This window comes from Pseudomonas sp. GW822-FHT04H02, assembly GCF_058800645.1.
In genome coordinates this window covers 143,841-169,205 of the sequence record NZ_JBXAMM010000006.1, presented here as the reverse complement: position 1 = coordinate 169,205, position 25,365 = coordinate 143,841, and the positions used below count along the sequence as shown (strand labels likewise).

Sequence of the window (25,365 nt, the reverse complement as noted above, 5' to 3'; positions counted from 1 at the left end):
GTGATGCGGGCCGTCAGGCCCGCGCAGGTTGCAGGGCAAAGGCTGCCGCCTGTTCCTGCTCTTGCAGCTCATAGCGCTGGGCGGCCGGCACCGAGATGCGGATGGCGATCGCCACCGCCAGCAGGCCGCCGAACAGTTTGCCGAGCAGAATCGGCAGGATCAGGCTTGGCTGGAAGTTCGCAGTGAACGCCAGGTGGTCGCCGATCAGTGCCTGGGCGCAGACCCCCAGGGCCACGCACAGCACCTTGTCGCGGGCGGTCATGTGCTTGAACAGGTGGAAGGTGGCGATGATGTTGGCAAACACCATGATGAACCCCGCGGCACCGGTGCTGGACAGGTTCAGATGGCGTCCCAGCAGTTCCATGGGCTTCTTGCAGTAGCGCTGGAACAGGTAGCAGATGGGGAAGGTACCGGCGAGCATGATGCCGATGTAGCCGGCGATCTCGATCGCCCGGAACAGCTCCTTTTCGTCGGCGAACATCGGGTCGAAGCCCCAGCCGCCGAAGTTGATGCTGAAGAACTTGGTGAAGTGCTCGACGATGCTCAGGGCCAGGATCAGCTTGATCGCCGCGTCCATGATCTTGCCGAACACCAGGAAGCCCCTGACCATCATCTGCGGCCGGTAGCGCAACCCCGCCGCCAGCAGGAAGCAGAACACGAACAGCGGCGCCAGCAGCTTGAGCATGTCGACGAAGCCCAGGGACAGGTAGTACAGCGCCTCGGAGTTGGTGGAAACGATGTCCCGCACCGGCAAGTGGGTAGCGGTGATGATCAGCAGCGACATCAGCACCGCGAACGGAATGCTGATCAGCCCGGCCATGGCACCCAGGGCCAGGTACTTGTGGTCCTTGCGCTCGAGCATGGTCAGGCCCACCGGGATCAGGTAGACGATGGTCGCCCCGGAGGTGTAGCCCACCAGCATTGCGGTGATCCACAGGTCACGGTTGGCGGTCAGGGCGTTGGCCAACTGGTAGCCGCCCATGTCCACGGCAATGATCGACAGCGCCGCAATGGAGACATCCGAACCCAGGGCGTTGAAGAACGGCCCCAAGGCGTGGGAAATGCCCTGGGACAGGTAGGGAATCGCCACCATGATCCCGGCCTGGGCCAGGAACACCGGGCCGATGGAGTGGATACCGTTGACGAACTCCTTACCCAGCCCGCTCTCGGGCTTGATGATGGATGACAGGGCGCCGATCACGGCGCCGAGCATGATCAGGTAAATGACGTAGTTTCCAAATTCAGCCATGTGGGTTCATCTCTCTGAGCGTCATTTATAGGTTTCCCCCGCCGGGGAAGTTCTTGTCGAGGCCAGCTCTGGTAACTCATCGCCAAGGAGAACGATGAACCAGGTGATGAAACACAGGGCACATCCCGTGCCACAATGTGTATTAGTTGTGGTTTTTACTTTAAAACAACCATATTTCGGTCAATGCACCTTCGCAACATTGGCCCGACCTGCCGTGGCTCCTTTGCCAACCCCATGACTGCAGGCCATTGTGAAACGTGCAAGTAAATGCTTAACTTTTCCATCGAATTTGACCGAATCAGCACATTCCTGAACCAGGAGTGTGCGTAAGTAACAAAAAATGCCCATTTGTGTGGCGAAGTACCACTAAACGGAAAACACCATGCGCCCCAACGAACGACGACAGCACATTCTCGAACTCCTGCGGCAACGGGAGCGGATTTCTGTGGAAGAGCTGGCGCGCATCACTGCCACATCCCAGGAAACCATCCGCCGCGACCTCAGCGACCTGGCGGAAAGCGGCCTGGTCACCAAGTTCCACGGTGGCGCGGCCCTGCCCCCTACCGGCGAGCACGAAAACACCTTCCAGACCCGCATGAACGAACACGCCCAGGAGAAGCGCGCCATCGGCCGCTACGCCGCCGGCCTGTTCTGCGCGGGCGACAGCATCTTCATCGATACCGGCACCACCACCCTGTTCTTCGCCCGGGAACTGGCGCAGCACACCCGCCTGACGGTGATCACCAACTCCCTGCCGATTGCCGGCTGCATTGGCGAGTCGGGCAATCGGGTGTTCATGATCGGTGGTGAATATCGCCCCGACTCGACACAGAACGTCGGCACCCTGGCCCTGGAACAGATCACCCGTTTCAACGCCGAGCACGCGGTGATCACCATTGGCGCACTGAATGAAGACGGCGCCATGGACTTCTCCATCGAAGAAGCCGAAGTGGCCCGCGCCATGATTGCCCAGGCCCGCCAGCTGACGGTGATCGCCGATTCCTCGAAGCTGGAACGCCGCGGCCTGTTCAAGGTGTTCCCGCTGGAGCGCATAGACCGCCTGGTGATCGACCGCCAGCCCGGCCCGGAGCTGCTGGCGGCCCTGGAGAAAGCGGGCGTGGAGGTGCATCTGGTGCCACAACCCTGAACCAGGGCCGTTGCCAAAGGTGATGGCCACCCCCCAAAAAACCACAACCAAATGACCGATATATGACCGAATAGAAAACAAAAACAACAATCATGGCCCGCATTATGCTTTGATTCCTGCACAGATCCTTGGGTGTTACCGCAGGAAACAGGCATTTATATGACCGAACTTTATCCGAACAATGTGACTTTCGATGTGGCCATCGTCGGTGGCGGGGTCGTCGGTTGCGCCATGGCCCGGCGCTTCGCCCTCGAAGGCGCACGGGTGGTGCTGCTGGAAAAGGGCAGCGACATTCTCTCCGGCGCCAGCAAGGCCAACAGCGCCATCCTGCACACCGGCTTCGACGCCCCCAGTGGCAGCCTGGAACTGCAGTGCATGCAGGCCGGCTACCAGGAATACCTGGAAATCCACTCGGCCATGAACCTGCCACTGCTCAAGAGTGGCGCGCTGGTAGTGGCCTGGAACGCCGAGGACCAGGCCAGGCTGCCGGGGATCCTCGCCCAGGCCCAGGCCAATGGGGTAGACAACGTACGCCTGCTGGAACGCAGCGAGATCCTCGCCCTGGAGCCGCACCTGGCCAATCACGCCGTGGGCGCGGTACTGGTCCCCGACGAGCACCTGATCGACCCCTGGTCCGCCCCCCTGGGTTACCTGCAGCAGGCCATGGCCCATGGCGCCCGCGTACAGTTGCAATGCGAGGTGCAGCAAGGCCAGTTCGATGGCGACGCCTGGACCCTGCACACCAACCGGGGCACCCTGCGCAGCGCCCAGGTGATCAACTGCGCCGGGCTGTTCGGCGACACCCTGGAACACAACCTGCTGGGCCACAGCGAATTTCGCATCATGCCGCGCAAGGGCCAGTTCGTGGTCTTCGACAAGGCCGCGGCCACACTGCTGGAGCGCATCGTCCTGCCGGTACCCAACGAGCGCACCAAGGGCATAGTCCTGACCCGCACGGTGTACGGCAACCTGCTGGTGGGCCCCACCGCCGAAGAGCAGGAGGACCGCGTGCATGCGGGGCTCGACGGCCCGACCCTGCAAAGCCTGATCGATGCCGCCGTGGAGCGGATTCCCGCCCTCGCCGGGATGCCGGTCACCGCCACCTACGCCGGGCTGCGCCCCGCCAGCGAAAAGAAGGAGTACCGGATCCAGGCCGACCACGCCCGGCACTGGATCACCGTCGGCGGCATCCGCTCCACCGGGCTCACCGCCGCCCTGGGTATTGCCCGGCATGTCTACGGCCTGTACAGCCAGCGCCGCCAGCACCAGCCGGTGCGCGAACCGGTCTGGCCACAGATGCCCAATCTGGCGGAGCACTTGCCCCGCGACTGGCAGCGCCCCGGCTATGGCGAAATCGTCTGCCATTGCGAACTGGTGACCCGGCGCGAAATAGAAAGCGCCCTGCACAGCCCCCTGCCACCTGGCGACCTGGGCGGGCTCAAGCGCCGCACCCGCGCCTGCATGGGCCGCTGCCAGGGTTTCTATTGCTCGGCCCAGGTCGCCGAACTCAGCGCCAGCCAACTGGCCGTCCCTCTTGCCACAGGTCGTTGCCATGAACAGCACTGAACTTCTTCAGGCCGAAGCGGCCATTATCGGCAGCGGCCCGGCGGGCCTGGCCGCGGCCATCGAACTGCGGCGCCAGGGTATCGGCCCGGTGATTGTCATCGAACGTGAAAGCGAAGCCGGCGGCATTCCCCGGCACTGTGCCCACCCGCCCTTCGGCATGCGCGAGTACCAGCGCCTTCTCAGCGGCCCGGCCTATGCCCGGCGCAATGTCGAAGCCGCGCTGAAAGCCGGCGTGATCCTGCTGCTGCGACACACGGTGGTCAGCCTGGAACCCGGCGGCCTGTTGCGCCTGGCCACTCCAGACGGGCCACGGCAGATCCAGGCACAGAAGGTGCTGATCGCCACCGGCGCCCGGGAAACCCCGCGCTCGGCACGCCTGCTGTCCGGCGACCGCCCGGTGGGGGTGATCAACACCGGGGCCTTGCAGAACTTCCTCTATGTGCAGCACCTCAAGCCTTTCGAGCGGCCCCTGATCATCGGCACCGAACTGGTCAGCCTGTCTGCCGTACTCAGTTGCCGACGCGCCGGTATCCGTCCGGTGGCGGTGCTGGAAGCCAATAAACGAGCCACCGCCCGCTGGCCGCTGTCGGTGTTCCCAAGGTTGCTGGGCATCCCCATGCACTTTGGCGCCGAGCTGCTGGCGATCAATGGGTGTGGCCGGGTGGAGTCGGCCCGGGTGCGCCTGGCCGATGGCCAGGTTCGCGACATTTCCTGCGACGGCGTGCTGCTCACCGGCCAGTTCACCCCGGAGTCGAGCCTGGTGCGCCTGAGCCACCTGCAACTGGACAATGGCAGCGGGGGGCCGAAGATCGACCAGTACGGCCGCTGTTCGGACCCGGCCTACTTTGCCGCCGGCAACCTGCTGCGGCCAATCGAGACGGCCGGCTGGTCCTACCGCGAAGGGCGGCGCATCGGCAGCCTGATGGCCCTGGCCCTGAGCGGCCAGCTACCCGATGCCAATGACGCCCTGACCCTGAAGTACGCCGCCCCGATCAAGCTCGGCGTGCCGGGCCGCCTGGTGCGCGGCGAACTGGCGGGCCTGGCGCACATCCAGTTGCGGGTCAGCCAGGCGGTCAGTGGCACCCTGCGGGTCCGCGCCCAGGGCCTGGAGCTCTGGAGCCGACCGGTCTCGGCACTGCCGGAACGGCGCGTGCTGATCCCCATCAAGGACCTGCACCTGCCGGAACATTTCGACCAACTGGACATCTGCATCGACCAGGCCGTCCCACAACAAGAGAAATGACCATGCGAATAGCCGCACTTGACCAGGGCACCACCAGCACCCGCGTACTGGTCGTGGACATGCAAGGCCGCGCCGATATCCAACTGGCGCTGCGCCACCAGCAGCATCACCCGCGCCCGGGCTGGGTCGAACACGACCCGCTGGAGCTGCTGGCCAACCTGCAACGCTGCCTGGAAGCCACCGGCCGGGTCGACGCCATCGGCCTGGCCAACCAGGGTGAAAGCTGCCTGGCCTGGGACGCCGTCAGTGGCGCGCCGCTGTCGCCGGTGATCGTCTGGCAGGACAACCGCAGCGCCGCGCGCATCGAAGAACTGCGCGCCAGCGGCGCCGAGGCCCTGACCCTGGAACGGGCCGGGCTGCCCCTGGATGCCTACTTCTCCGCCAGCAAGCTGGCCTGGATCGTCGACAACCTGCCGGCGGCACAGGCCGCCCTGAGTGCCGGCCGACTGCGCCTGGGCACCACCGATGCCTACTTTCTCGATCGCCTGACCGGGGTCTACGCCACTGACATCACCACCGCCTCGCGCACCTCGCTGATGAATCTCGCCACCGGCCAGTGGGACCCGCAGTTGTGCCAACTGTTCGGCGTGCCCCTGCAGGCCCTGCCGGAAATCCGCGCCACGGTCGGCGACTTCGGACGCATCGGCCAGACCCCCATCAGCGCCTCGGTGGTCGACCAGCAAGCCTCGCTGTACGGTCACGGCTGCCGGGAGCCGGGGGACGCCAAGATCACCTTCGGCACCGGCGCCTTCGCCCTGACAGTCACAGGCGAACAGATCATTCGCGCCCCGGAGAAAGGCCTGCTGGCCACCGTCGCCTGGCAGGCCGACGGCAAACCGGTGTATGCCATGGACGGTGGCGTGTACGACGCCAGCGCCGCAGTGGAATGGGCCGGGCGCCTGGGCCTGTTCAGCGACTTCTCGGAACTGGCAGCCTTCGATCAGCCACCGGCGATTTCCCGCGAGCTGGCGTTTGTCCCGGCCTTGTCCGGGCTTGCCTGCCCGCACTGGGACCGCAGTGCCGGGGCGGTATGGATCGGCATGAACGCCGCCACCACTCGCCAGGACCTGTGCCAGGCGGTACTGGAAGGCGTGGCCCTGCGCAGCGCCGAAGTGATCACGGCGATGGACGATCACCTTAACGTCACCGACCAGTTGTCGATTGACGGCGGCCTGGCCCGCAGCCCGTATTTCGCCCAGTTCCTGGCCGATATCCTGCAACGCACCATCGTCACCCAGCGCTTCGACGAACTCACCGCCCTGGGCTGCGCCGCCCTCGCCGCCCGCGGCCTGGGGCTGGAGTTGCCAGAGCTGGACAACACCCGCACCGACTACCGGCCGCGTATCGACCGGGCCACGGCAGACGCCTGGCGCTGCACCTTCAGCACCGCGGTCAAGCGCTCCCAGGGCTGGTCCCAGCCGCGCTGAAACCGCCCGCCGGCCATGGATGGCCGGCCCTTTCCTGCCGCACCTCGGGACCCTTGCCCATCCGCCGCGCCTATTGGACACTGACGCGCCCGCTCGCGGCCAAGCGGCGGGCACATCAAGCGGTTGCTGGCGACTCAGACACACGGGACCACTGACTGCTGCGCGGGCACACGACCTGCCTGGCTGTGCTCATTAATGGATTAGCCAGGGTCTGTTACCGCTTGGTAACAGACCCTTAGTCGAGGATTTATGAAAGACGCAACGATTGCGCTGCACCATGGATTCAAGTCGGACCCGACCACCAAGGCCGTGGCCGTGCCCATCTACCAGAACGTCGCCTTCGAGTTCGACAACGCCCAGCACGGCGCTGACCTGTTCAACCTCGATGTGCCCGGCAACATCTACACCCGCATCATGAACCCCACCAACGATGTGCTGGAACAGCGCATGGCCGCCCTGGAAGGCGGGATCGCCGGGCTGGCGGTGGCCGCCGGCAGTGCCGCCATCCACTACGCGATCCAGACCCTGACCCAGGCTGGGGACAATATCGTCTCTACGCCCCAGCTGTACGGCGGCACCTACACCCTGTTCGCCCACCTGCTGCCCAGCTTCGGGGTCGAAGTGCGTTTTGCCCGGGACGACTCGGCCGAGGCCATTGCCGAGCTGATCGACGACAAGACCAAGCTGGTGTACTGCGAGAGCATCGGCAACCCCGCGGGCAACATCGTCGATATCGAGGGCCTGGCCCAGGCCGCCCACGCCCGTAACGTGCCACTGATGGTGGACAACACCGTGGCCACGCCGATCCTGTGCAAGCCGATTCAGTTCGGCGCCGACATCGTGGTGCACTCGGTGACCAAGTACGTCGGCGGCCACGGCAACTCCCTGGGCGGGGTGATCGTCGACAGCGGCAACTTCCCCTGGGCCGACCACCCGCAGAAGTTCGCCAGCCTCAACACCCCGGAGCCGGCCTACCACGGCGTGGTCTACACCGAGAAGTTCGGCCCCGCCGCCTTTATCGCCCGGGCCCGCACCGTGCCGCTGCGCAACACCGGCGCAGCATTGGCGCCGATGAACGCCTTCCTGTTGCTGCAAGGCCTGGAAACCCTGGCCCTGCGCATGGAACGCCACACCGACAACGCCCTCAAGGTGGCGCAGTTCCTCAAGGCCCACCCGCTGGTGGCCTGGGTCAGCTACGCCGGCCTGCCCGACCACCCGCACCATGAACTGGCGCGCAAATACATGCAGGGCAAGCCGTCGGCAATCCTCTCCTTCGGCCTCAAGGGCGGCTATGCCGCGGGCGTGCGCTTCTACGATGCGCTGCAGATCTTCAAGCGCCTGGTGAACATCGGCGACGCCAAGTCCCTGGCTTGCCACCCGGCGTCCACCACTCACCGGCAGATGAACGAAGAAGAGCAGGCCAAGGCCGGGGTCAAGCCGGAGATGATCCGTCTCTCGGTGGGCATCGAGGCCATCGAAGACCTGCTCGAAGACCTGGACCAGGCACTGCAACAAGCCTGATCCCCGGCCCTGGCGTTCTGCGCCAGGGCCATTGCCTAGCGCGTTGGCACCCACGCCTCTCCCCTCTCCAGCCCCCAGGACCCTTAATCACCCGCAAAGGAACCCGACATGATTGTGCGTTACGTCAAGATCACCATGACCCTGGCAGTGGCGGCCTTCGCCCTGCTGGTGGCCTACAACAACATCAGCGACTACGGTTCCAACTTCGCCTTTGTCCAGCACGTGCTGAGCATGGACAGCGTCTTCCCCGGCAACAGCGCCACCGACCGCGCCCTGACCTTGCCGCTGCTGTGGAATGCCGGTTACTGGCTGATCATCGCCGGCGAAGCCCTGACCGGCGCGCTGCTGGTGTTTGGCGCCCTGCGCCTGTGGCTGGCCCGGCACGGTGTCGCCAGCGACTTCAACCGCGCCAAGCGCTGGGCCATTGCCGGCTTCTGCCTGGGCTTTTGCGTCTGGTTCTTCGGTTTCATGGTGGTCGGCGGCGAGTGGTTCATGATGTGGCAGTCCAAGGCCTGGAACGGCCAGGACGCGGCGTTCAAGTTCTACATGGCGATCCTGGGCGTACTGATATTCCTCAACCAGCCCGACACCGAGCTGCACTGACCCTGTAGCCGCAGCCGAGCCATGGCGAGGCTGCGCAAAGGCCCGCAGGGCCTTGCGGTCCCTCCGAGCGCCCCTCGTTAACAGCCTGCGGCAGCGGCTACGGGACGCAAAAAAAAACGGCCCGCTGCGGTGACGCAGCGGGCCGTTCTTCAGCGCCCCGGGGAATCAGGGCAGGATCTGCGCACTCAGTGGTTGAGCTTGAAATCCTTCTCGGCCGCTTCGAAGCGCTGGACCATGCCGGCGCTCGGCGTGCCCATCTTGCTCACCAGCAGGATCGCCAGGCTGGCGAAGATGAAGCCCGGGATGATTTCGTACAGGCCCAGCAGAGCGAAATGCTTCCACAGGATCACGGTGACGGCACCGACGATGATGCCGGCCAGCGCGCCGTCACGGGTCATGCCTTTCCAGATCACCGAAATCAGTACCACGGGGCCGAAGGCCGCGCCGAACCCGGCCCAGGCATAGCTCACCAGGCCCAGCACGCGGTTTTCCGGGTTGGCGGCCATGGCAATGGCGATCAGCGCCACCACCAGCACCATGGCGCGGCCGACCCACACCAGTTCCAGCTGGGAAGCGTGCTTGCGCAGGAAGGCTTTGTAGAAGTCTTCGGTCAGGGCACTGGAGCACACCAGCAGCTGGCAGCTCAGGGTACTCATGACTGCCGCCAGGATGGCCGACAGCAGCACACCCGCGATCCACGGGTTGAACAGCAGCTTGGCCAGTTCGATGAACACCCGCTCAGGGTTTTCGGTCACAGGGCCGGCCACCTCAGGGTGCGCCGAGAAATAGGCGATACCGAAGAAGCCCACCGCCACGGTGCCGCCCAGGCACAGGATCATCCAGGTCATGGAGATGCGACGGGCCTTGGCAATCGACTTCACCGAATCGGCGGCCATGAAGCGCGCCAGGATATGCGGCTGGCCGAAGTAGCCCAGGCCCCAGCCCATCAGCGAGATGACGCCGATGAAGGTGGTGTTCTTGAGCATGTCGAAGTTGGTCGGGTCCTTGGCTTCGATGGCCAGGAAGGTGGTGTCCACGCCACCGGTCGCCAGCAGCACGATGATCGGCGTCAGGATCAGAGCGAAGATCATCAGCGTGGCCTGGACGGTATCGGTCCAGCTCACTGCCAGGAAACCACCTACGAAGGTGTAGGCAATGGTTGCCGCCGCACCGGCCCACAGCGCTGTCTCGTAGGGCATGCCGAAAGTGCTTTCGAACAGGCGGGCACCGGCGACGATGCCGGAGGCGCAGTAGATGGTGAAGAACACCAGGATCACCACCGCAGAGATGATCCGCAGCAGGCCGCTCTTGTCTTCAAAGCGGCTGGAGAAGTAGTCCGGCAGGGTCAGCGCGTCACCGTTGTGTTCGGTCTGCACCCGCAGGCGGCCGGCCACGAACAGCCAGTTGAGGTAGGCACCGACGATCAGGCCGATGGCGATCCAGCTTTCCGAAAGACCGGACATGTAGATGGCGCCCGGCAGGCCCATCAGCAGCCAGCCACTCATGTCGGAAGCACCGGCGGAAAGCGCGGTGACCACGCTGCCGAGGCTGCGGCCGCCAAGAATGTAGTCGGAAAGGTTGTTGGTGGAGCGATAGGCCATGAAGCCGATCAGCACCATTGCCGCGATGTAGATCACGAAGGTGATCAAGGTTGGATTGCTTGCACTCATTGAGTTACGCCCTGGCTTTGTTTTTATGGTGCGGCGGCCACTGCCACCCGCCGCCAAACGATGACGCTTGGGAGACGATCAGGCGGGCCGCGCATTTATGACTGATGTTTCCCCAGGAAAGCCATCAGCCGATGAACCAGTCCTGCAGGACGGTTGCACCTTGGCCGCGAATCCTATGCAACAAGACGAACAAGGTGCAACCAATTTGCGCCGAATCAGTTGCACCTTGTCCAAAAACTGGTCGTTGACGACGCTTTTGCTCCTTTTTGGAGCAAAAAATGGCGTTTTCAGAAGTAAAGGCACCAGTAGGAGGCAAGCCACTCCGTGCAGGAATTTTATTCCTGACAAGCTGCTTCTTTTTCCAGCTAAAAATGGGTTGCACCCGGTTGCACCTATTGCAGTGCACGGATAATCTTGCCGCCAGCTGATGCCACACGTGCGTGGCAAACATGAGGATAAAAATATGGCTACCACCACCCTCGGGGTCAAACTCGACGACCCTACCCGCGAGCGCCTCAAGGCCGCCGCGGCCTCGATCGATCGTACGCCGCACTGGCTGATCAAGCAGGCGATTTTCAATTACCTGGAAAAACTCGAGGGTGGTGCAACCCTGACCGAGCTGAGCAGTGCCACCGCCAAAGACGGCGAGGATGCCGGCGAGGTACAGACCGATCACGCTCACCAATGCTTCCTGGAGTTCGCCGAAAGCATTCTCCCGCAGTCGGTGCTGCGCGCCTCGATCACCGCCGCCTACCGCCGCCCGGAACCGGAAGTGGTGCCGATGCTGCTGGAGCAGGCGCGCTTGCCGGCCGCCACCGCCGAAGCCGCGAACAAGCTGGCCGCCTCGATCGCCGAGAAGCTGCGCAACCAGAAGAGCGCCGGCGGCCGTGCCGGTATCGTCCAGGGCCTGCTGCAGGAGTTCTCCCTGTCGTCCCAGGAAGGCGTGGCGCTGATGTGCCTCGCCGAAGCCCTGCTGCGCATCCCCGACAAGGGCACCCGTGACGCGCTGATCCGCGACAAGATCAGCACCGGCAACTGGCAGCCGCACCTGGGCAACAGCCCATCGCTGTTCGTCAACGCCGCCACCTGGGGCCTGCTGCTCACCGGCAAGCTGGTGTCGACCCACAACGAGGCCGGCCTGACCTCCTCCCTGAGCCGCATCATCGGCAAGAGCGGCGAGCCGATGATCCGCAAGGGCGTGGACATGGCCATGCGCTTGATGGGCGAACAGTTCGTCACCGGCGAAACCATCGCCGAAGCCCTGGCCAACGCCAGCAAGTTCGAAGCCAAGGGCTTCCGCTATTCCTACGACATGCTCGGCGAAGCCGCACTGACTGAGCACGACGCACAGAAGTACCTCGCGTCCTACGAGCAGGCCATCCACTCCATCGGCAAGGCCTCCCACGGTCGCGGCATCTATGAAGGCCCGGGCATCTCCATCAAGCTCTCGGCCCTGCACCCGCGCTACAGCCGCGCCCAGTACGAGCGCGTGATGGAAGAGCTGTACCCGCGCCTGCTGTCCCTGACCCTGCTGGCCAAGCAGTACGACATCGGCCTGAACATCGACGCCGAGGAAGCCGACCGCCTGGAGCTGTCCCTGGACCTGCTGGAGCGCCTGTGCTTCGAGCCGCAACTGACCGGCTGGAACGGTATCGGCTTCGTGATCCAGGCCTACCAGAAGCGCTGCCCGTACGTGATCGACTATGTCATCGATCTGGCCCGTCGCAGCCGTCACCGCCTGATGATCCGCCTGGTGAAAGGCGCCTACTGGGACAGCGAGATCAAGCGCGCCCAGGTCGAAGGCCTGGAAGGCTATCCGGTCTACACCCGCAAGGTGTACACCGACGTTTCCTACATCGCCTGCGCACGCAAGCTGCTGTCGGTGCCGGAAGTCATCTACCCGCAGTTCGCCACCCACAACGCCCACACTCTGTCGGCGATCTACCACATTGCCGGTCAGAACTATTACCCCGGCCAGTACGAGTTCCAGTGCCTGCACGGCATGGGCGAACCGCTGTACGAGCAAGTGGTGGGCAAGGTTGCCGAGGGCAAGCTGAACCGTCCATGCCGCGTCTATGCACCGGTGGGCACCCACGAAACCCTGCTGGCCTACCTGGTCCGCCGGCTACTGGAAAACGGCGCCAACACCTCGTTCGTCAACCGTATCGCCGACCAGTCGATCTCGATCCAGGAACTGGTGGCCGATCCGGTGACCCAGATCGAACAGATGGCCACCCTGGAAGGCGGCTTCGGCCTGCCGCACCCGCGCATTCCATTGCCGCGTGACCTGTATGGCGCCGAGCGGGCCAACTCCGCCGGCATCGACATGGCCAACGAACACCGCCTGGCGTCGCTGTCCTGCGCACTGCTGGCCACCGCCCACAACAACTGGAAAGCCGCACCGATGCTCGGTTGCGCCGCCAGCAACGAAACCCCGGCGCCGGTACTCAACCCGTCGGATCATCGCGACGTGGTGGGCCATGTCCAGGAAGCCACGGTGGAAGACGTCGACAACGCCATCCAGTGCGCCCTCAACGCCGCACCGATCTGGCAGGCCACTCCGCCGGCCGAACGCGCTGCAATCCTGGAACGCGCCGCCGACCTGATGGAAGGCGAGATCCAGCCGCTGATGGGCCTGCTGGCCCGCGAAGCCGGCAAGACCTTCGCCAACGCCATCGCCGAAGTGCGTGAAGCCGTGGACTTCCTGCGTTACTACGCGGTGCAGGCCCGCAACGACTTCAGCAACGACGCCCACCGTCCGCTGGGTCCTGTGGTGTGCATCAGCCCATGGAACTTCCCGCTGGCGATCTTCAGTGGCCAGGTCGCCGCAGCCTTGGCTGCCGGCAACCCGGTCCTGGCCAAACCGGCCGAACAGACTCCGCTGGTAGCCGCCCAGGCCGTGCGCCTGCTGCTCGAAGCCGGAATTCCCGAAGGCGTGCTGCAACTGCTGCCGGGCCAGGGCGAAAGCGTCGGTGCCCGCCTGGTGGGTGACGAGCGCGTCAAGGGCGTGATGTTCACCGGCTCCACTGAAGTTGCGCGCCTGCTGCAACGCAACATCGCCGGGCGCCTGGACAACCAGGGCCGGCCGATCCCGCTGATCGCCGAAACCGGCGGCCAGAACGCCATGATCGTCGATTCCTCGGCCCTGACCGAACAGGTGGTCATCGACGTGGTGTCCTCGGCCTTCGACAGTGCCGGCCAGCGTTGCTCGGCCCTGCGCGTGCTGTGCCTGCAGGAAGATTCCGCCGACCGCGTGATCGAAATGCTCAAGGGCGCCATGGCCGAAAACCGCCTGGGCAACCCTGAGCGCCTGTCGGTGGACATCGGCCCGGTGATCGACGCCGAAGCCAAGGCCGGCATCGAGAAGCACATCCAGGCCATGCGCGACAAAGGTCGCAACGTGTACCAGATGGCCATCGCCGACGGCGAAGAATGCAAGCGCGGCACCTTTGTCATGCCGACCCTGATCGAGCTGGAAAGCTTTGACGAGCTGCAGCGCGAGATCTTCGGTCCGGTGCTGCACGTGGTGCGCTACAAGCGCAAGGAAATCGACCAGCTGATCGCCCAGATCAACGCTTCCGGCTACGGCCTGACCCTGGGCGTGCACACCCGGATCGACGAGACCATCGCCAAGGTGGTGGACAACGTCCACGCCGGTAACGTCTACGTCAACCGCAACATCGTCGGTGCCGTGGTCGGCGTGCAACCGTTCGGCGGCGAAGGCCTGTCGGGCACCGGCCCGAAAGCCGGCGGCCCGCTGTACCTGTACCGCCTGCTGTCGACCCGCCCGGTGGATGCCATCGAGCAGTCCTTTGCCCGTGGCGACGCCGAGAACGCCCCGGACCTGCGCCTGCGCGAAGTCCTCAGCAAGCCGTTGAACGCCCTGCAAGCCTGGGCCGAGAGCAGCAAGCTGGCGGAACTGGCGATCCTGTGCAAACAGTTCGCCGGCCAGTCCCAGAGCGGCATCACCCGGCAGTTGACCGGCCCTACCGGCGAGCGCAACAGCTACGCCATCCTGCCCCGCGAGCACGTCCTGTGCCTGGCGGAGGTCGAGGGTGACCTGCTGACCCAACTGGCAGCCGTGCTGGCCGTCGGTGGCTCGGCGGTGTGGCCGGAAAGCGAGATCAGCAAGGCGCTGTTCGCCCGCTTGCCGAAGGAAGTCCAGGCACGCATCCAGCGCGTGGCCGACTGGAGCAAGGACGAAGTGGTATTCGACGCCGTCCTGCACCACGGTGATTCCGACCAGCTGCGCAGCGTCTGCCAACAGGTGGCCCAGCGTGCCGGTGCCATCGTCGGCGTCCAGGGCCTGTCCCAGGGCGAGACCGCGATTGCCCTGGAGCGCCTGGTGATCGAGCGCGCCTTGAGCGTCAACACCGCAGCGGCCGGCGGCAACGCCAGCCTGATGACCATCGGCTGAAGCCGATAGTCGGCACCCTGGAAAAGAGCGCCCTCAGCGGCGCTCTTTTTTTTTGCCCGACGCCATTTCCTGTAGCCGCTGCCGAAGGCTGCGATCGGCCGGAACGGCCGTAGCGATTTCATTGCCGCCGAAGTTCCTGCGGGACTAATCCCAGCCTTCGGCAGCGGCGACAGGGGCTGTGCCTGTTTGGCATCTTTATCACCCACATCAATCTTGCTATCCAGCCTTCATTCACGCGCCTAGACTCGGCCCATTCCCTATCCCACAGGTATGCCGCCATGTCCGAGACGCTGCTCAGTTCCCGCAATCTGGCCTTCGAACTGTATGAGGTACTCGACGCCGAGGGCCTGACCCAGCGCGAGCGGTTTGCCGAGCACAACCGGGAAACCTTCGACGCCGCCCTGGGCACCGCCCGCAGCATCGCCGAGAAGTTCTTCGCCCCGCACAACCGCAAGGGCGATGAGCACGAGCCACGCTACGAAGACGGCCAGGCGGTGCTGATCCCCGAAGTGAAACCGGCGGTGGATGCGTTCCTCGAAGCCGGCTTCCTGAATGCCGCCCGCAGTTTCGAGGCCGGCGGCATGCAACTGCCAACCCTGCTGTCCCAGGCCTGCTTCGCCCACTTCCAGGCGGCCAACGCGGCCTCGACCTCCTACCCGTTCCTGACCATGGGCGCCGCCAACCTGATCGAGAGCTTCGGCACCGAAGAACAGAAACAACGCTTCCTGCAGCCGATGATCGACGGTCGCTTCTTCGGCACCATGGCCCTGACCGAGCCCCATGCCGGCTCGTCGCTATCGGATATCCGCACCCGTGCCGAACCGGCCGCCAACGGCAGCTACCGGCTCAAGGGCAACAAGATCTTCATTTCCGGCGGCGACCACCCGCTGTCGGAAAACATCGTGCACATGGTCCTGGCCAAGCTGCCGGACGCGCCGCCCGGAGTGAAGGGCATTTCGCTGTTTATCGTGCCCAAGTTCCTGGTCAACGACGACGGCAGCCTGGGGCCGCGCAACGATGTGCTGCTGGCCGGGCTGTTCCACAAGATGGGCTGGCGCGGCACCACCTCCACCGCACTGAACTTCGGCGATAACGGCCAGTGCGTGGGGTATCTGGTGGGCAAGCCCCATCACGGCCTGAGCTACATGTTCCAGATGATGAACGAGGCACGGATCGGCGTCGGCATGGGGGCGGTGATGCTCGGCTACGCCGGCTACCTGTACTCCCTGGAATATGCCCGCGAACGCCCGCAAGGTCGCCTGCCGGACAGCAAGGACCCGAGCACCGCGCCGGTGGCGATCATCCAGCACGCCGATGTGCGGCGCATGTTGCTGACCCAGAAGGCCTACGTCGAAGGCGCCTTCGACCTGGGGCTGTACGCGGCGCGGCTGTTCGACGACACCACCACCCTGGCCGATGCGGCCGAGCGCCAGCAGGCACACGAACTGCTGGACTTGCTGACCCCGATCGTCAAGTCCTGGCCTTCAGAGTTCTGCCTGAAGGCCAACGAACTGGCGATCCAGATTCTCGGCGGCCACGGCTATACCCGGGAGTACCCGGTGGAGCAGTACTACCGCGACAACCGCCTGAACCCGATTCACGAAGGCACCCACGGCATCCAGTCCCTGGACCTGCTGGGGCGCAAGCTGGCGCAGAACGGCGGCGCCGGGCTCAAGCGCCTGGTACGCCTGATTGCCGAGACCGGCGAGCGGGCCCGCGCCCATCAATCACTGGACGCCCTGCGCCTGCCCCTGGAACAACTGGTAACGCGCCTGCAAAACGTGACGCTGGGGTTGCTGGGTGACCTGGCCAGCGGCAAGGTCACCGGCACCCTGGCCAACTCGGCGCTGTATCTGAAAGCCTTCGGCCATGCGGTGATCGGCTGGCGCTGGCTGGAACAGGCCATCCGGGCCGAGGAAGGACTGGCGCGGGCAGTGGCGGCGGATCGGGATTTCTACCTGGGCAAGTTGCAGGCCGCGCGCTACTTCCTGACCTGGGAAGTGCCAGGCTGCCAGCACGAGCTGGCACTGCTGGAAGCGCGGGACGATACCTGCCTGAGCATGCAGGACGCCTGGTTCTGAGGCCACCCAGGAGCCGGCTGCCGACGAAAGCGCCCGGCCTGACACACCGCGGTGCATGGTTCGCTGGCAAGCCAGCTCCTGCACCAGGCGCCATTGCTCCCCGTAGGAGCCGGCTTGCCGGCGAAAGCGCCCGGCCTGACGCACCGCGGCGGGTGGTCAGTGCAGCTTGAAGCCGCCCACCTGTCGGGCCAGGTCCTCGGAGAGGCGCTGCAGGGTCCGGCAGTCTTCACGACAGGCCTGGACTTCGGCCGCGGTGGCCCGGGCCAGATCGGAGATGCCCTGGACATTGCGGTTGATCTCTTCGGTCACCGCCGACTGCTCCTCGGTGGCGGTGGCCACTTGCTGGTTCATGTCGCTGATGTGCTCAACCTGCCCGGTAATCGCTGTCAGCGAAGCCCCGGTCTGCTGGCTGGACTGCACCCCGGTACCCGTGGCCGACTGCCCGGCATGCATGGAGGCCACGGCATTCTCCGCGCCCTGCTTGAGGCTCTGGATCATCTGCTGGATCTCGTCGGTGGAAGCCTGGGTGCGCTGGGCCAGGGTCCGCACTTCGTCCGCCACCACGGCAAAGCCTCGGCCCATTTCCCCGGCACGGGCTGCCTCGATAGCCGCATTGAGGGCCAGCAGGTTGGTCTGCTCGGAGACCCCGCGGATCACCGCCAATACCTGATCGATGGAGGCCACCTGATGCGCCAGTTCACTGACAGCGCTGGCGGCCAGGGCAATTTCCCCGGACATGCTTTCGATGTGCCGGATCGAGCCGTCCACCACCCCCTGGGCCAGCTGGGCCTCATCCCGGGCCGCCTGGGACGCATCGGCCGCCTGCCCGGCATTGCGCGCGATGTCCTGGACGGTCAGCCCCATCTGGTGCACGGCCGTGGCCACCATGTCGGTCATTTCCTGCTGCCGCCCCGAGCGCTCGGCAGTGTTCTCCACCACCGCCGCCACCTGCCCCACGGATGAGCGCAGACGCTCGGTGGTGGCCAGCACTTCGCCGATCATGCCGTGCTGGCTGTCGAGAAAACGATTGAAGCCCCGGGCCAGGTCCCCCAGCTCGTCGGCCCGGCTGGCATCCAGGCGCAGGGTCAGGTCGCCACCACCGCTGCCGATGGCTACCAGCCCGGCGGTCACCTGACGCACAGGCCGCACCAGGCCGCGAGCCAGCCAGATCACCAGCAGCAGGCAGACCAGGGCGATAGCCAGGCCGATGCCGGTGGTCAGCCACAAGGTTTGCCGGGCATCGGCGTAGATCTGCGCTTCGGGCACCTCGGCCACCAGCGACCACCCCATGCCCCGCAGTGGCAGGCTCAGGGCCACAAAGTCTTCGCCGTCGCGCACGAACCGGCTGCTGGCCAACCCCTCGTGCCCCATGACCGCCTGGGCGGCCGACTCGCCGATCTGCTCGGACAGGTGCCGCTTGCCGCTGAACTGCGCCTCGGGGTGAACCTGGATCAAGCCGTCGGCGCGCACCAGATAGACCTTGCCGCGCTCGCCGAAGCTGAAGTCATGGATCAGTTGCGACAGCGCCTGCATCTTCAGCCCGAGCCCGGCCACCCCCACCAGCTTGCCGTCCTTCTTGACCCGCATGTCGATGAACATCGCCAACTCGCCGGTGGCCACATCAGTGTCGATGTTGAGCAGCCGCGGCTTGTCGCTGTCGATGAAGCTGTAGAACCAGGCGTCCTTGGGATTGGAACGGCTGAGGGTGCGATCCAGCCCCTTCTCGTTGTAGTAGTGGTTGGTCGCGGTGCCCACCATCAAGGTGGTGAAGGCCTGATTTTCGGCGCGGATGCCTTCCAGGTAGTCGACGAACACCTGGGCCTGGGCCGGATCCTCGCCGCCTGCCAGCCAATCGCGCAGCATGCCGTTGCTGGCAATGTCCCGGGCGACCGTCAGCGGCTGGGCGAGGATGCGTTCGATATCGTTGCGCATGGCTTCGATGCTCGAAGGCAGCGCCTTGTCCACCAGGTAGTTCTGGGTCAGGTGGTTGATCACCACGGTGTAGACCGCCACCACCACCAGCAGGCTGACCAGCAGGGCCGAGCCCATGCTGAGGACCAGTTGCCATTGAATACTGCGTCGCCAGAATTGCATGGAACACCTCTTTCTTATTGGTATAAGAGGCTGAAATGTCGCGCCAGCCGCGGAAGGTTGTATACAAACATTAGCTATGTTTGTCCAACCTATAACCCTGCGGCTGTGTGCAGTTCCGTCAGTTCTGTTGAATGGTCTTGGCGATGACCTCGACGGTGGCGCTCACTTGCTCCTGATAGCGCTCCAGTTCCTGGGCGTGGCGCTTCTGCATCTCGATCTGCTGCGAGCACAGGTTCATCGCCGCCAGCACCAGCAGGCGCTCGCCGATCAGCGTCGGGTACTTCTTCTTGGTGTCGGCCAGGGCCGCCTTGAGCATCAGCGCAGCGTCCATCAGGGTCTGTTCTTCCCCGGCCGGCGCCTTGATCGAGTAATCCTCCCCCAGGATCGAAACGACCTTCACTCCATCGATGTGATGTCTCATGGATTGGCCGGGCTCGCGCTGACACGCTCAACCAGCGCCTGGATCCGGGCAGCGGTGGCGCCTTGCTTTTCTTCCTGCTCCATCAGGCTCAGTTGCAGGCTTTCGTTTTCATCCTTGGCCTGGTCCAGTTGTTCCTTGAGGGCTGCGTTCGTACCGAGCAGTTCCTGGTTCTGTACCACCAGGTCGCTGACCAGCTGTTCCAATTGGCTGAGGGATGCTTCCAACATTTTGATCTTCCGGGCTTTTTGCAAAGGGCGCGTACGATAAAGAAAAGTCACCCTGGATGCCAGGGTTATCCAGGCGCAAAGCCTTGATTTTACTGGCGATGACCCTTCCGCGAGAGCTGTTAGAGACTGTCATTCTGCGCTCCGGTTCCTGACGCCTCGTCGGAGTCTCGGACTTTTATGAACTTTCCCAGTTACGCATAAGAAATTTCTGAAACTGCATCCGCCGGTTCAAGAAGCCATTGTTCAACGCGATAGACAGGTACGTCCCTGATCCTGCCAGCGCAATAAAGCGCTCACCCGAGGTAATGTCCATGTCCCTGCGCTCCCTGAATATTGCCCCGAGGGCTTTCCTCGGATTTGCCCTGATCGGCTGCCTGATGCTGTTTCTCGGGGTGTTCGCCCTGAATCAGATGGGCAAGATCCGCTCAGCCACCGAGCGCATGAGCCAGGACACCATCCCGAGCATCAAGAGCGTCGATGAATTCACCCAGCTCAGCCTGCGCCAACGGGTCCAGGCCTACCGGCTGCTGCTCAACCGCGAACCCCAGGCCCAGCAGCAGACCCTGGATGCCATCGACCAGCGCAACCAGAAGATCGAAGAAGCCCGGGCCCAGTACCTGAAGCTCATCAGCAGCCCCGAGGAGCGCCTTGCCTACGAGCAATACGGCACGCTGCTGAGCCACCACCGGCAGTTGGAGAGCCAACTGATCGAGCTGTCGCACAACAACCAGCTTGAGGCCATGCAACAACTGCTCAATACCGAACTGATGGACAGCGCTGAAAAGATCAACGCGGTCCTCAACCAACTGGTGGAGATCAACAGCCATTACGCCACCGTCGCCGACGATGATGCTGCCGCTCAGTACCGCAGCGCCTTCAATCTGGTGGTGGGGCTGCTGGTGCTGGCCAGCGCCCTGACCCTGCTGTTCGCCTGGCGCCTGATCCGCAGCATCACCCAGCCCATCGCCAATGCCCTGAGGGCCGCCGAAGAGATCGCCGAAGGCAACCTGACCCGCCCCATCACGGTCGATGGCAGCGACGAAGCCGGGCGCCTGCTGCAAGCCATGGTCACGATGCAGGAAAAGCTGCGCGACACCCTGCAGAGTATTTCCGGCTCCGCCCATCAGTTGGCGTCGGCGGCCGAAGAGCTCAACAGCGTCACCGAGGAAGGCGCCCGCGGCCTGACCCAGCAGAACAACGAGATCGAACAGGCCGCCACCGCGGTTAATGAAATGACCAGCGCCGTGGAAGAAGTGGCGCGCAATGCGGTGAGCACCTCCGAAGCCTCGAAGAGCGCCACCACTTCCGCCGGCGACGGCCGCGACCTGGTGCGCGAAACCGTGTCGGCCATCGAGCGCATGAGCTCCGACGTGCAGGGCACCGCCAGCCTGATCGGCGACCTGGCCAACGAGTCCCGGGACATCGGCAAGGTGCTGGACGTGATTCGCGGCCTGGCCGACCAGACCAACCTGCTGGCCCTCAATGCCGCCATCGAGGCTGCCCGGGCCGGTGAGGCCGGTCGCGGTTTTGCCGTGGTCGCCGACGAAGTCCGCGCCCTGGCACACCGCACCCAGCAGTCCACCAGCGAAATCGAACGCATGATCGGCAGCATCCAGAGCGGCACCGAGCACGCCGTGGACTCCATGCGCAACAGCACCGAACGCGCCGAATCGACCCTGAGCATCGCCCGGGGGGCCGGCCAGTCCCTGGACACCATCAACAGCGCCATCAGCGAAATCAACGAACGCAACCTGGTGATCGCCAGCGCCGCTGAAGAACAGGCCCAGGTGGCCCGCGAAGTGGACCGCAACCTGGTGAACATCCGCGACCTGTCGGTACAGTCCACCACCGGTGCCAACCAGACCCAGGCCGCCAGCAGCGAGCTGTCACGCCTGGCGGTCGACCTCAGCAACCTGGTCACCCGATTCAAGCTCTGAAGCCCTTGCGCCCTGCTCCAGCTCCCGCCGTTGAGCGGTGGGGGCTGGTGAGGGTGGCGTTCAAGGCACTCCAGCAGGCAGGTACCGGACAGGCTTAATCCACGGCGAGACTCAAGACTTTAGTCGTACGACCGATAAGTCACGGTAGAGTCAGTCTCAAGCCCCGCACGGATGCGCCCTTTTTGGTACCTACCATGTCCCTTCGTAATATGAATATCGCTCCGCGGGCCTTCCTCGGCTTCGCCATGATCGGCGGCTTGATGCTGATCCTCGGGGTGTTCGCCCTGAACCAGATGAGCAAGATCCGCGGCGCCGCCGAAGACATCACGTCGAGCAGCGTGCCAAGCATCAAGAGCCTCGACGAATTCACCCAGTTGACCCTGCGCCTGCGGGTGCTGTCCTACCGCTTGCTGGTGAACCGTGAGCCGGACGTGCAGCAAAAGACCATCGAACTGCTGGAAATGCGCAACCAGCAGATCCGCGCCGCCCAGGTCATCTACGAAAAATTCATCACCAGCCCGGAAGAAAAATCCGCCTACGAGCAGTACCTCCAACTGCTGGGCCAGTACCGGCAGATCGAAGAGCGGATGAAGAGCCTGTCGCGCAACAATCAGGTGGATGAGCTGCGCAACTTGCTCAACACCGAACTGCTGAACAACTCCGAAGCCATGAACACCGTGCTCAACCGCTTGCTGGAGATCAACACCCAGCAGACCGTGGACACCAACCAGCAAGCCGCCGAGCAGTACTCCTCGGCCTTCAACCTGGTGGTGGCGCTGCTGGTGCTGGCTACTGGCCTGACCTTCCTCTTCGCCTGGCTGCTGACCCGCAGCATCACCCAGCCCATCGCCAACGCCCTGGGCGCCGCCGAGGAAATCGCCGAGGGCAACCTGACCCGGCCGATCAAGGTCGATGGTAGTGACGAGGCCGGGCGCCTGTTGCAGGCCATGGCCAAGATGCAGGAAAAACTGCGCGACACCCTGCAGCGCATCTCCGGTTCCGCCACCCAGTTGGCTTCGGCGGCTGAAGAGCTCAACAGCGTCACCGAGGAAAGCGCCCGCGGCCTGACCCAGCAGAACAACGAGATCGAACAGGCCGCCACCGCGGTCAATGAAATGACCAGCGCCGTGGAAGAAGTGGCGCGCAACGCGGTGAGCACCTCCGAAGCCTCGAAGAATGCCACCGCCTCCGCCGGCGACGGCCGCGACCTGGTGCAGGAAACCGTGTCGGCCATCGAGCGCATGAGTTCCGACGTGCAGGGCACCGCCAGCCTGATCGGCGACCTGGCCAACGAGTCCCGGGACATCGGCAAGGTACTGGACGTGATTCGCGGCCTGGCCGACCAGACCAACCTGCTGGCCCTCAATGCCGCCATCGAGGCCGCCCGTGCCGGTGAGGCCGGTCGCGGTTTTGCCGTGGTCGCCGACGAAGTCCGCGCCCTGGCCCACCGCACCCAGCAGTCCACCAGCGAAATCGAACGCATGATCGGCAGCATCCAGAGCGGCACCGAGCACGCCGTGGATTCCATGCGCAACAGCACCGAACGCGCCGAATCGACCCTGAATATCGCCCGGGGTGCCGGCCTGTCCCTGGACACCATCAACAGCGCCATCATCGAGATCAACGAACGCAACCTGGTGATCGCCAGCGCCGCTGAAGAACAGGCCCAGGTGGCCCGGGAAGTGGACCGCAACCTGGTGAACATCCGCGACTTGTCGGTGCAGTCCTCCACCGGTGCCAACCAGACCAGTGCAGCCAGCAACGAGCTGTCGCGCCTGGCCGTGGACCTCAACGGCATGGTTGCCCGCTTCCGCCTCTGAAACACCCCGCCAGCCCTGGATGGCGCCGGTAAAACGGCGCCGGAATTCGCACCTGGGGAATCCGCCACTGTCGCCAAAAGCTTTTTGACAGTGGCGTATTTCAACAGGTTAGAATCGCTGGCACGCAGACTGCATGGTCAGCCTGCGCCCGCCTTTTTCGCCCTGGAGTACTGCCTTTGAATGCGACGACCATCAACAGCCTGTTCTTGATCGGCGCGTTGCTGGTAGGTGCGAGCATTCTGGTGAGTTCACTTTCATCGCGCCTGGGCATCCCGATCCTGGTGATCATCCTGGCCGTGGGCATGACCGCCGGGGTGGACGGCGGCGGCATCATCTTCGACAACTACCCGACCGCCTACCTGGTGGGCAACCTGGCCCTGGCCGTGATCCTGCTGGACGGCGGCCTGCGTACCCGGGTCGCGAGCTTCCGCGTGGCCCTGTGGCCGGCGCTGTCCCTGGCCACGGTGGGGGTGCTGATCACCACTGGCCTGACCGGCATGGCAGCCGCCTGGCTGTTCGACCTCAACCTGATCCAGGGCCTGCTGATCGGCGCCATCGTCGGCTCCACCGACGCCGCCGCGGTGTTCTCGCTGCTGGGGGGCAAGGGCCTCAACGAGCGGGTCACCGCCAGCCTGGAGATCGAATCCGGCAGCAACGACCCGATGGCGGTGTTCCTCACCGTGACCCTGATCGACATGCTCGCCAGCGGCCACACCGGCCTGCACTGGAGCCTGCTGACGGACCTGATCCGCGAGTTCGGCATCGGCGCGGTGATCGGCCTGGGCGGTGGCTGGCTGATGTTGCAACTGGTCAACCGCATCCACCTGGCCACCGGTCTGTACCCGATCCTGGTGGTGGCCGGCGGCCTGGTGGTGTTCGCCCTGACCAACGCCCTGCACGGCAGCGGCTTCCTCGCCGTGTACCTGTGCGGCCTGGTGATCGGCAACCGCCCGGTACGCAGCCGCCACGGCATCCTGCACATGCTCGACGGCATGGCCTGGCTGGCACAGATCGGCATGTTCCTGGTGCTGGGGCTGCTGGTCACCCCCCACGACCTGCTGCCCATCGCCCTGCCGGCCCTGGGCCTGGCGCTGTGGATGATCCTGTTCGCCCGACCGCTGTCGGTGCTGGTGGGCCTGGCGCCGTTCAAGGCCTTCCATGGCCGGGAAAAGGCCTTCATTTCCTGGGTCGGGCTGCGCGGTGCGGTACCGATCATTCTCGCGGTGTTCCCGCTGATGGCCGGGCTGCCCAATGCCCAGCTGTACTTCAACCTGGCGTTCTTCATCGTCCTGATCTCGCTGCTGGTGCAGGGCACCAGCCTGCCGTGGGTGGCCAAGTGGCTGAAGGTGACGGTTCCACCGGAGCCGGCACCGATCTCCCGGGCGGCCCTGGAGGTCCACGTCACCAGCGAGTGGGAGCTGTTCGTCTACCGCCTGGGGGCGGAGAAATGGTGCATCGGCGCCGCCCTGCGGGAGCTGAAAATGCCCGAGGGCACGCGCATCGCCGCACTGTTTCGTGGCCAGCAACTGCTCCATCCGTCGGGTAGTACGGTGCTCGAAGCCGACGATCTGCTGTGCGTGATCGGCCATGAACACAACCTCCCGGCCTTGGGCAAACTCTTCAGCCAGGCTCCGGAACGCGGCCTGGACCTGCGCTTCTTCGGTGACTTCGTGCTCGAGGGCGATGCCCAGCTGGGCGCGGTCTCGGCGCTCTACGGGCTCAAGCTCGACGGCCAGGACGCAGACATGCCGCTGGGCGCCTTCATCGCCCAGAAGGTCGGTGGTGCACCGGTGGTCGGCGACCAGGTGGAATGGAACAACACCATCTGGACCGTGGCCGTGATGGACGGGAACAAGATCGGCAAGGTCGGCGTCAGATTCCCCGAAGGAAGTCGCCCCGGCCCCGGACTCTTCCTCTAAACTGCGGAACGCGTCAGCTCCCG

Annotated in this window: 17 protein-coding genes and 3 pseudogenes; 13 read left to right on the top strand and 7 right to left on the bottom strand. The window is 64.6% G+C overall.

Features of this window, described 5'->3' with window-relative positions:
* Positions 1–13: 13 nt before the first annotated feature.
* Positions 14–1,249 (bottom strand): ethanolamine utilization protein EutH, encoded by a 1,236-nt coding sequence (gene eutH / locus AC1RMG_RS25435; RefSeq protein WP_011058876.1) that lies wholly within the window; start codon positions 1,247–1,249, stop codon positions 14–16.
* Between the two features lie 382 nt (positions 1,250–1,631).
* On the opposite strand from eutH, the gene AC1RMG_RS25430 reads away from it, so the two are divergent.
* The 6 genes from AC1RMG_RS25430 (at position 1,632) to AC1RMG_RS25405 (ending at position 8,756) form a co-directional block, all read left to right on the top strand.
* Positions 1,632–2,396, top strand: a complete 765-nt coding sequence (locus AC1RMG_RS25430; RefSeq protein ID WP_011058875.1) for a DeoR/GlpR family DNA-binding transcription regulator — start codon at positions 1,632–1,634, stop codon at positions 2,394–2,396.
* A 159-nt stretch (positions 2,397–2,555) separates the two neighbouring features.
* The gene (locus AC1RMG_RS25425; RefSeq protein ID WP_015633904.1) at positions 2,556–3,962 is read left to right on the top strand and encodes an NAD(P)/FAD-dependent oxidoreductase; all 1,407 of its coding nucleotides are present in this window, start codon (positions 2,556–2,558) and stop codon (positions 3,960–3,962) included.
* On the top strand, positions 3,949–5,205 hold the full coding sequence (locus AC1RMG_RS25420) for an NAD(P)/FAD-dependent oxidoreductase (protein WP_262211977.1): 1,257 nt from the start codon (positions 3,949–3,951) through the stop codon (positions 5,203–5,205). The genes AC1RMG_RS25425 and AC1RMG_RS25420 overlap by 14 nt, the downstream gene beginning before the upstream one ends.
* Positions 5,206–5,207: 2 nt before the next feature.
* Complete coding sequence (locus AC1RMG_RS25415) at positions 5,208–6,632, top strand: FGGY family carbohydrate kinase (RefSeq protein ID WP_350404086.1); 1,425 nt, start codon at positions 5,208–5,210, stop codon at positions 6,630–6,632.
* Between the two features lie 249 nt (positions 6,633–6,881).
* Positions 6,882–8,153: an O-acetylhomoserine aminocarboxypropyltransferase/cysteine synthase family protein gene (locus tag AC1RMG_RS25410; RefSeq protein ID WP_015633901.1), complete on the top strand. Its 1,272-nt coding sequence runs from the start codon at positions 6,882–6,884 to the stop codon at positions 8,151–8,153.
* Positions 8,154–8,261: 108 nt separating this feature from the next.
* A complete protein-coding gene (locus AC1RMG_RS25405) occupies positions 8,262–8,756 on the top strand; it encodes a DUF2165 family protein (RefSeq protein WP_011058870.1) in 495 nt (164 codons plus the stop codon).
* Between the two features lie 185 nt (positions 8,757–8,941).
* On the opposite strand, the gene putP is transcribed toward AC1RMG_RS25405, so the two are convergent.
* Together putP and AC1RMG_RS25395 are read right to left on the bottom strand one after the other, a co-directional pair.
* Positions 8,942–10,426, bottom strand: a complete 1,485-nt coding sequence (gene putP / locus AC1RMG_RS25400) for a sodium/proline symporter PutP (protein ID WP_011058869.1) — start codon at positions 10,424–10,426, stop codon at positions 8,942–8,944.
* 124 nt (positions 10,427–10,550) lie between these two features.
* Positions 10,551–10,808, bottom strand: coding sequence for a hypothetical protein (locus tag AC1RMG_RS25395; protein ID WP_134532534.1), 258 nt, complete (start codon positions 10,806–10,808; stop codon positions 10,551–10,553).
* Positions 10,809–10,889: 81 nt separating this feature from the next.
* Here AC1RMG_RS25395 and putA point away from each other — a divergent pair, with 81 nt between their 5' ends.
* Positions 10,890–14,843 (top strand): trifunctional transcriptional regulator/proline dehydrogenase/L-glutamate gamma-semialdehyde dehydrogenase, encoded by a 3,954-nt coding sequence (gene putA, locus AC1RMG_RS25390; protein WP_493170516.1) that lies wholly within the window; start codon positions 10,890–10,892, stop codon positions 14,841–14,843.
* 278 nt (positions 14,844–15,121) lie between these two features.
* Complete coding sequence (locus AC1RMG_RS25385) at positions 15,122–16,924, top strand: acyl-CoA dehydrogenase (protein WP_493170514.1); 1,803 nt, start codon at positions 15,122–15,124, stop codon at positions 16,922–16,924.
* A gap of 156 nt (positions 16,925–17,080) precedes the next feature.
* Here the strand turns inward: AC1RMG_RS25385 and AC1RMG_RS25380 are convergent, their stop codons facing one another.
* The 4 genes and pseudogenes from AC1RMG_RS25380 to AC1RMG_RS25365 form a co-directional block, all read right to left on the bottom strand.
* Positions 17,081–17,812: a methyl-accepting chemotaxis protein gene (locus AC1RMG_RS25380; RefSeq protein WP_370059465.1), complete on the bottom strand. Its 732-nt coding sequence runs from the start codon at positions 17,810–17,812 to the stop codon at positions 17,081–17,083.
* A 135-nt stretch (positions 17,813–17,947) separates the two neighbouring features.
* Positions 17,948–18,856: pseudogene (locus tag AC1RMG_RS25375) on the bottom strand (cache domain-containing protein); the annotation flags it as partial.
* 280 nt (positions 18,857–19,136) lie between these two features.
* Positions 19,137–19,439, bottom strand: a complete 303-nt coding sequence (locus AC1RMG_RS25370; RefSeq protein WP_011058865.1) for a cell division protein ZapA — start codon at positions 19,437–19,439, stop codon at positions 19,137–19,139.
* Positions 19,436–19,666: a hypothetical protein gene (locus AC1RMG_RS25365; RefSeq protein WP_015633896.1), complete on the bottom strand. Its 231-nt coding sequence runs from the start codon at positions 19,664–19,666 to the stop codon at positions 19,436–19,438. Before AC1RMG_RS25365 ends, AC1RMG_RS25370 begins: the two co-directional genes overlap by 4 nt.
* Before the next feature lie 305 nt (positions 19,667–19,971).
* On the opposite strand from AC1RMG_RS25365, the pseudogene AC1RMG_RS25360 reads away from it, so the two are divergent.
* From AC1RMG_RS25360 to AC1RMG_RS25340, 5 genes and pseudogenes are all read left to right on the top strand, one after another.
* Positions 19,972–20,748: pseudogene (locus AC1RMG_RS25360) on the top strand (MCP four helix bundle domain-containing protein); the annotation flags it as partial.
* Positions 20,731–21,603 (top strand): methyl-accepting chemotaxis protein, encoded by an 873-nt coding sequence (locus AC1RMG_RS25355; protein ID WP_370059464.1) that lies wholly within the window; start codon positions 20,731–20,733, stop codon positions 21,601–21,603. The pseudogene AC1RMG_RS25360 and the gene AC1RMG_RS25355, both read left to right, overlap by 18 nt.
* Before the next feature lie 194 nt (positions 21,604–21,797).
* Positions 21,798–22,520: pseudogene (locus AC1RMG_RS25350) on the top strand (MCP four helix bundle domain-containing protein); the annotation flags it as partial.
* 30 nt (positions 22,521–22,550) lie between these two features.
* A complete protein-coding gene (locus tag AC1RMG_RS25345; RefSeq protein ID WP_370059463.1) occupies positions 22,551–23,423 on the top strand; it encodes a methyl-accepting chemotaxis protein in 873 nt (290 codons plus the stop codon).
* A 176-nt stretch (positions 23,424–23,599) separates the two neighbouring features.
* On the top strand, positions 23,600–25,342 hold the full coding sequence (locus AC1RMG_RS25340) for a potassium/proton antiporter (RefSeq protein WP_011058861.1): 1,743 nt from the start codon (positions 23,600–23,602) through the stop codon (positions 25,340–25,342).
* Positions 25,343–25,365 lie beyond the last annotated feature (23 nt).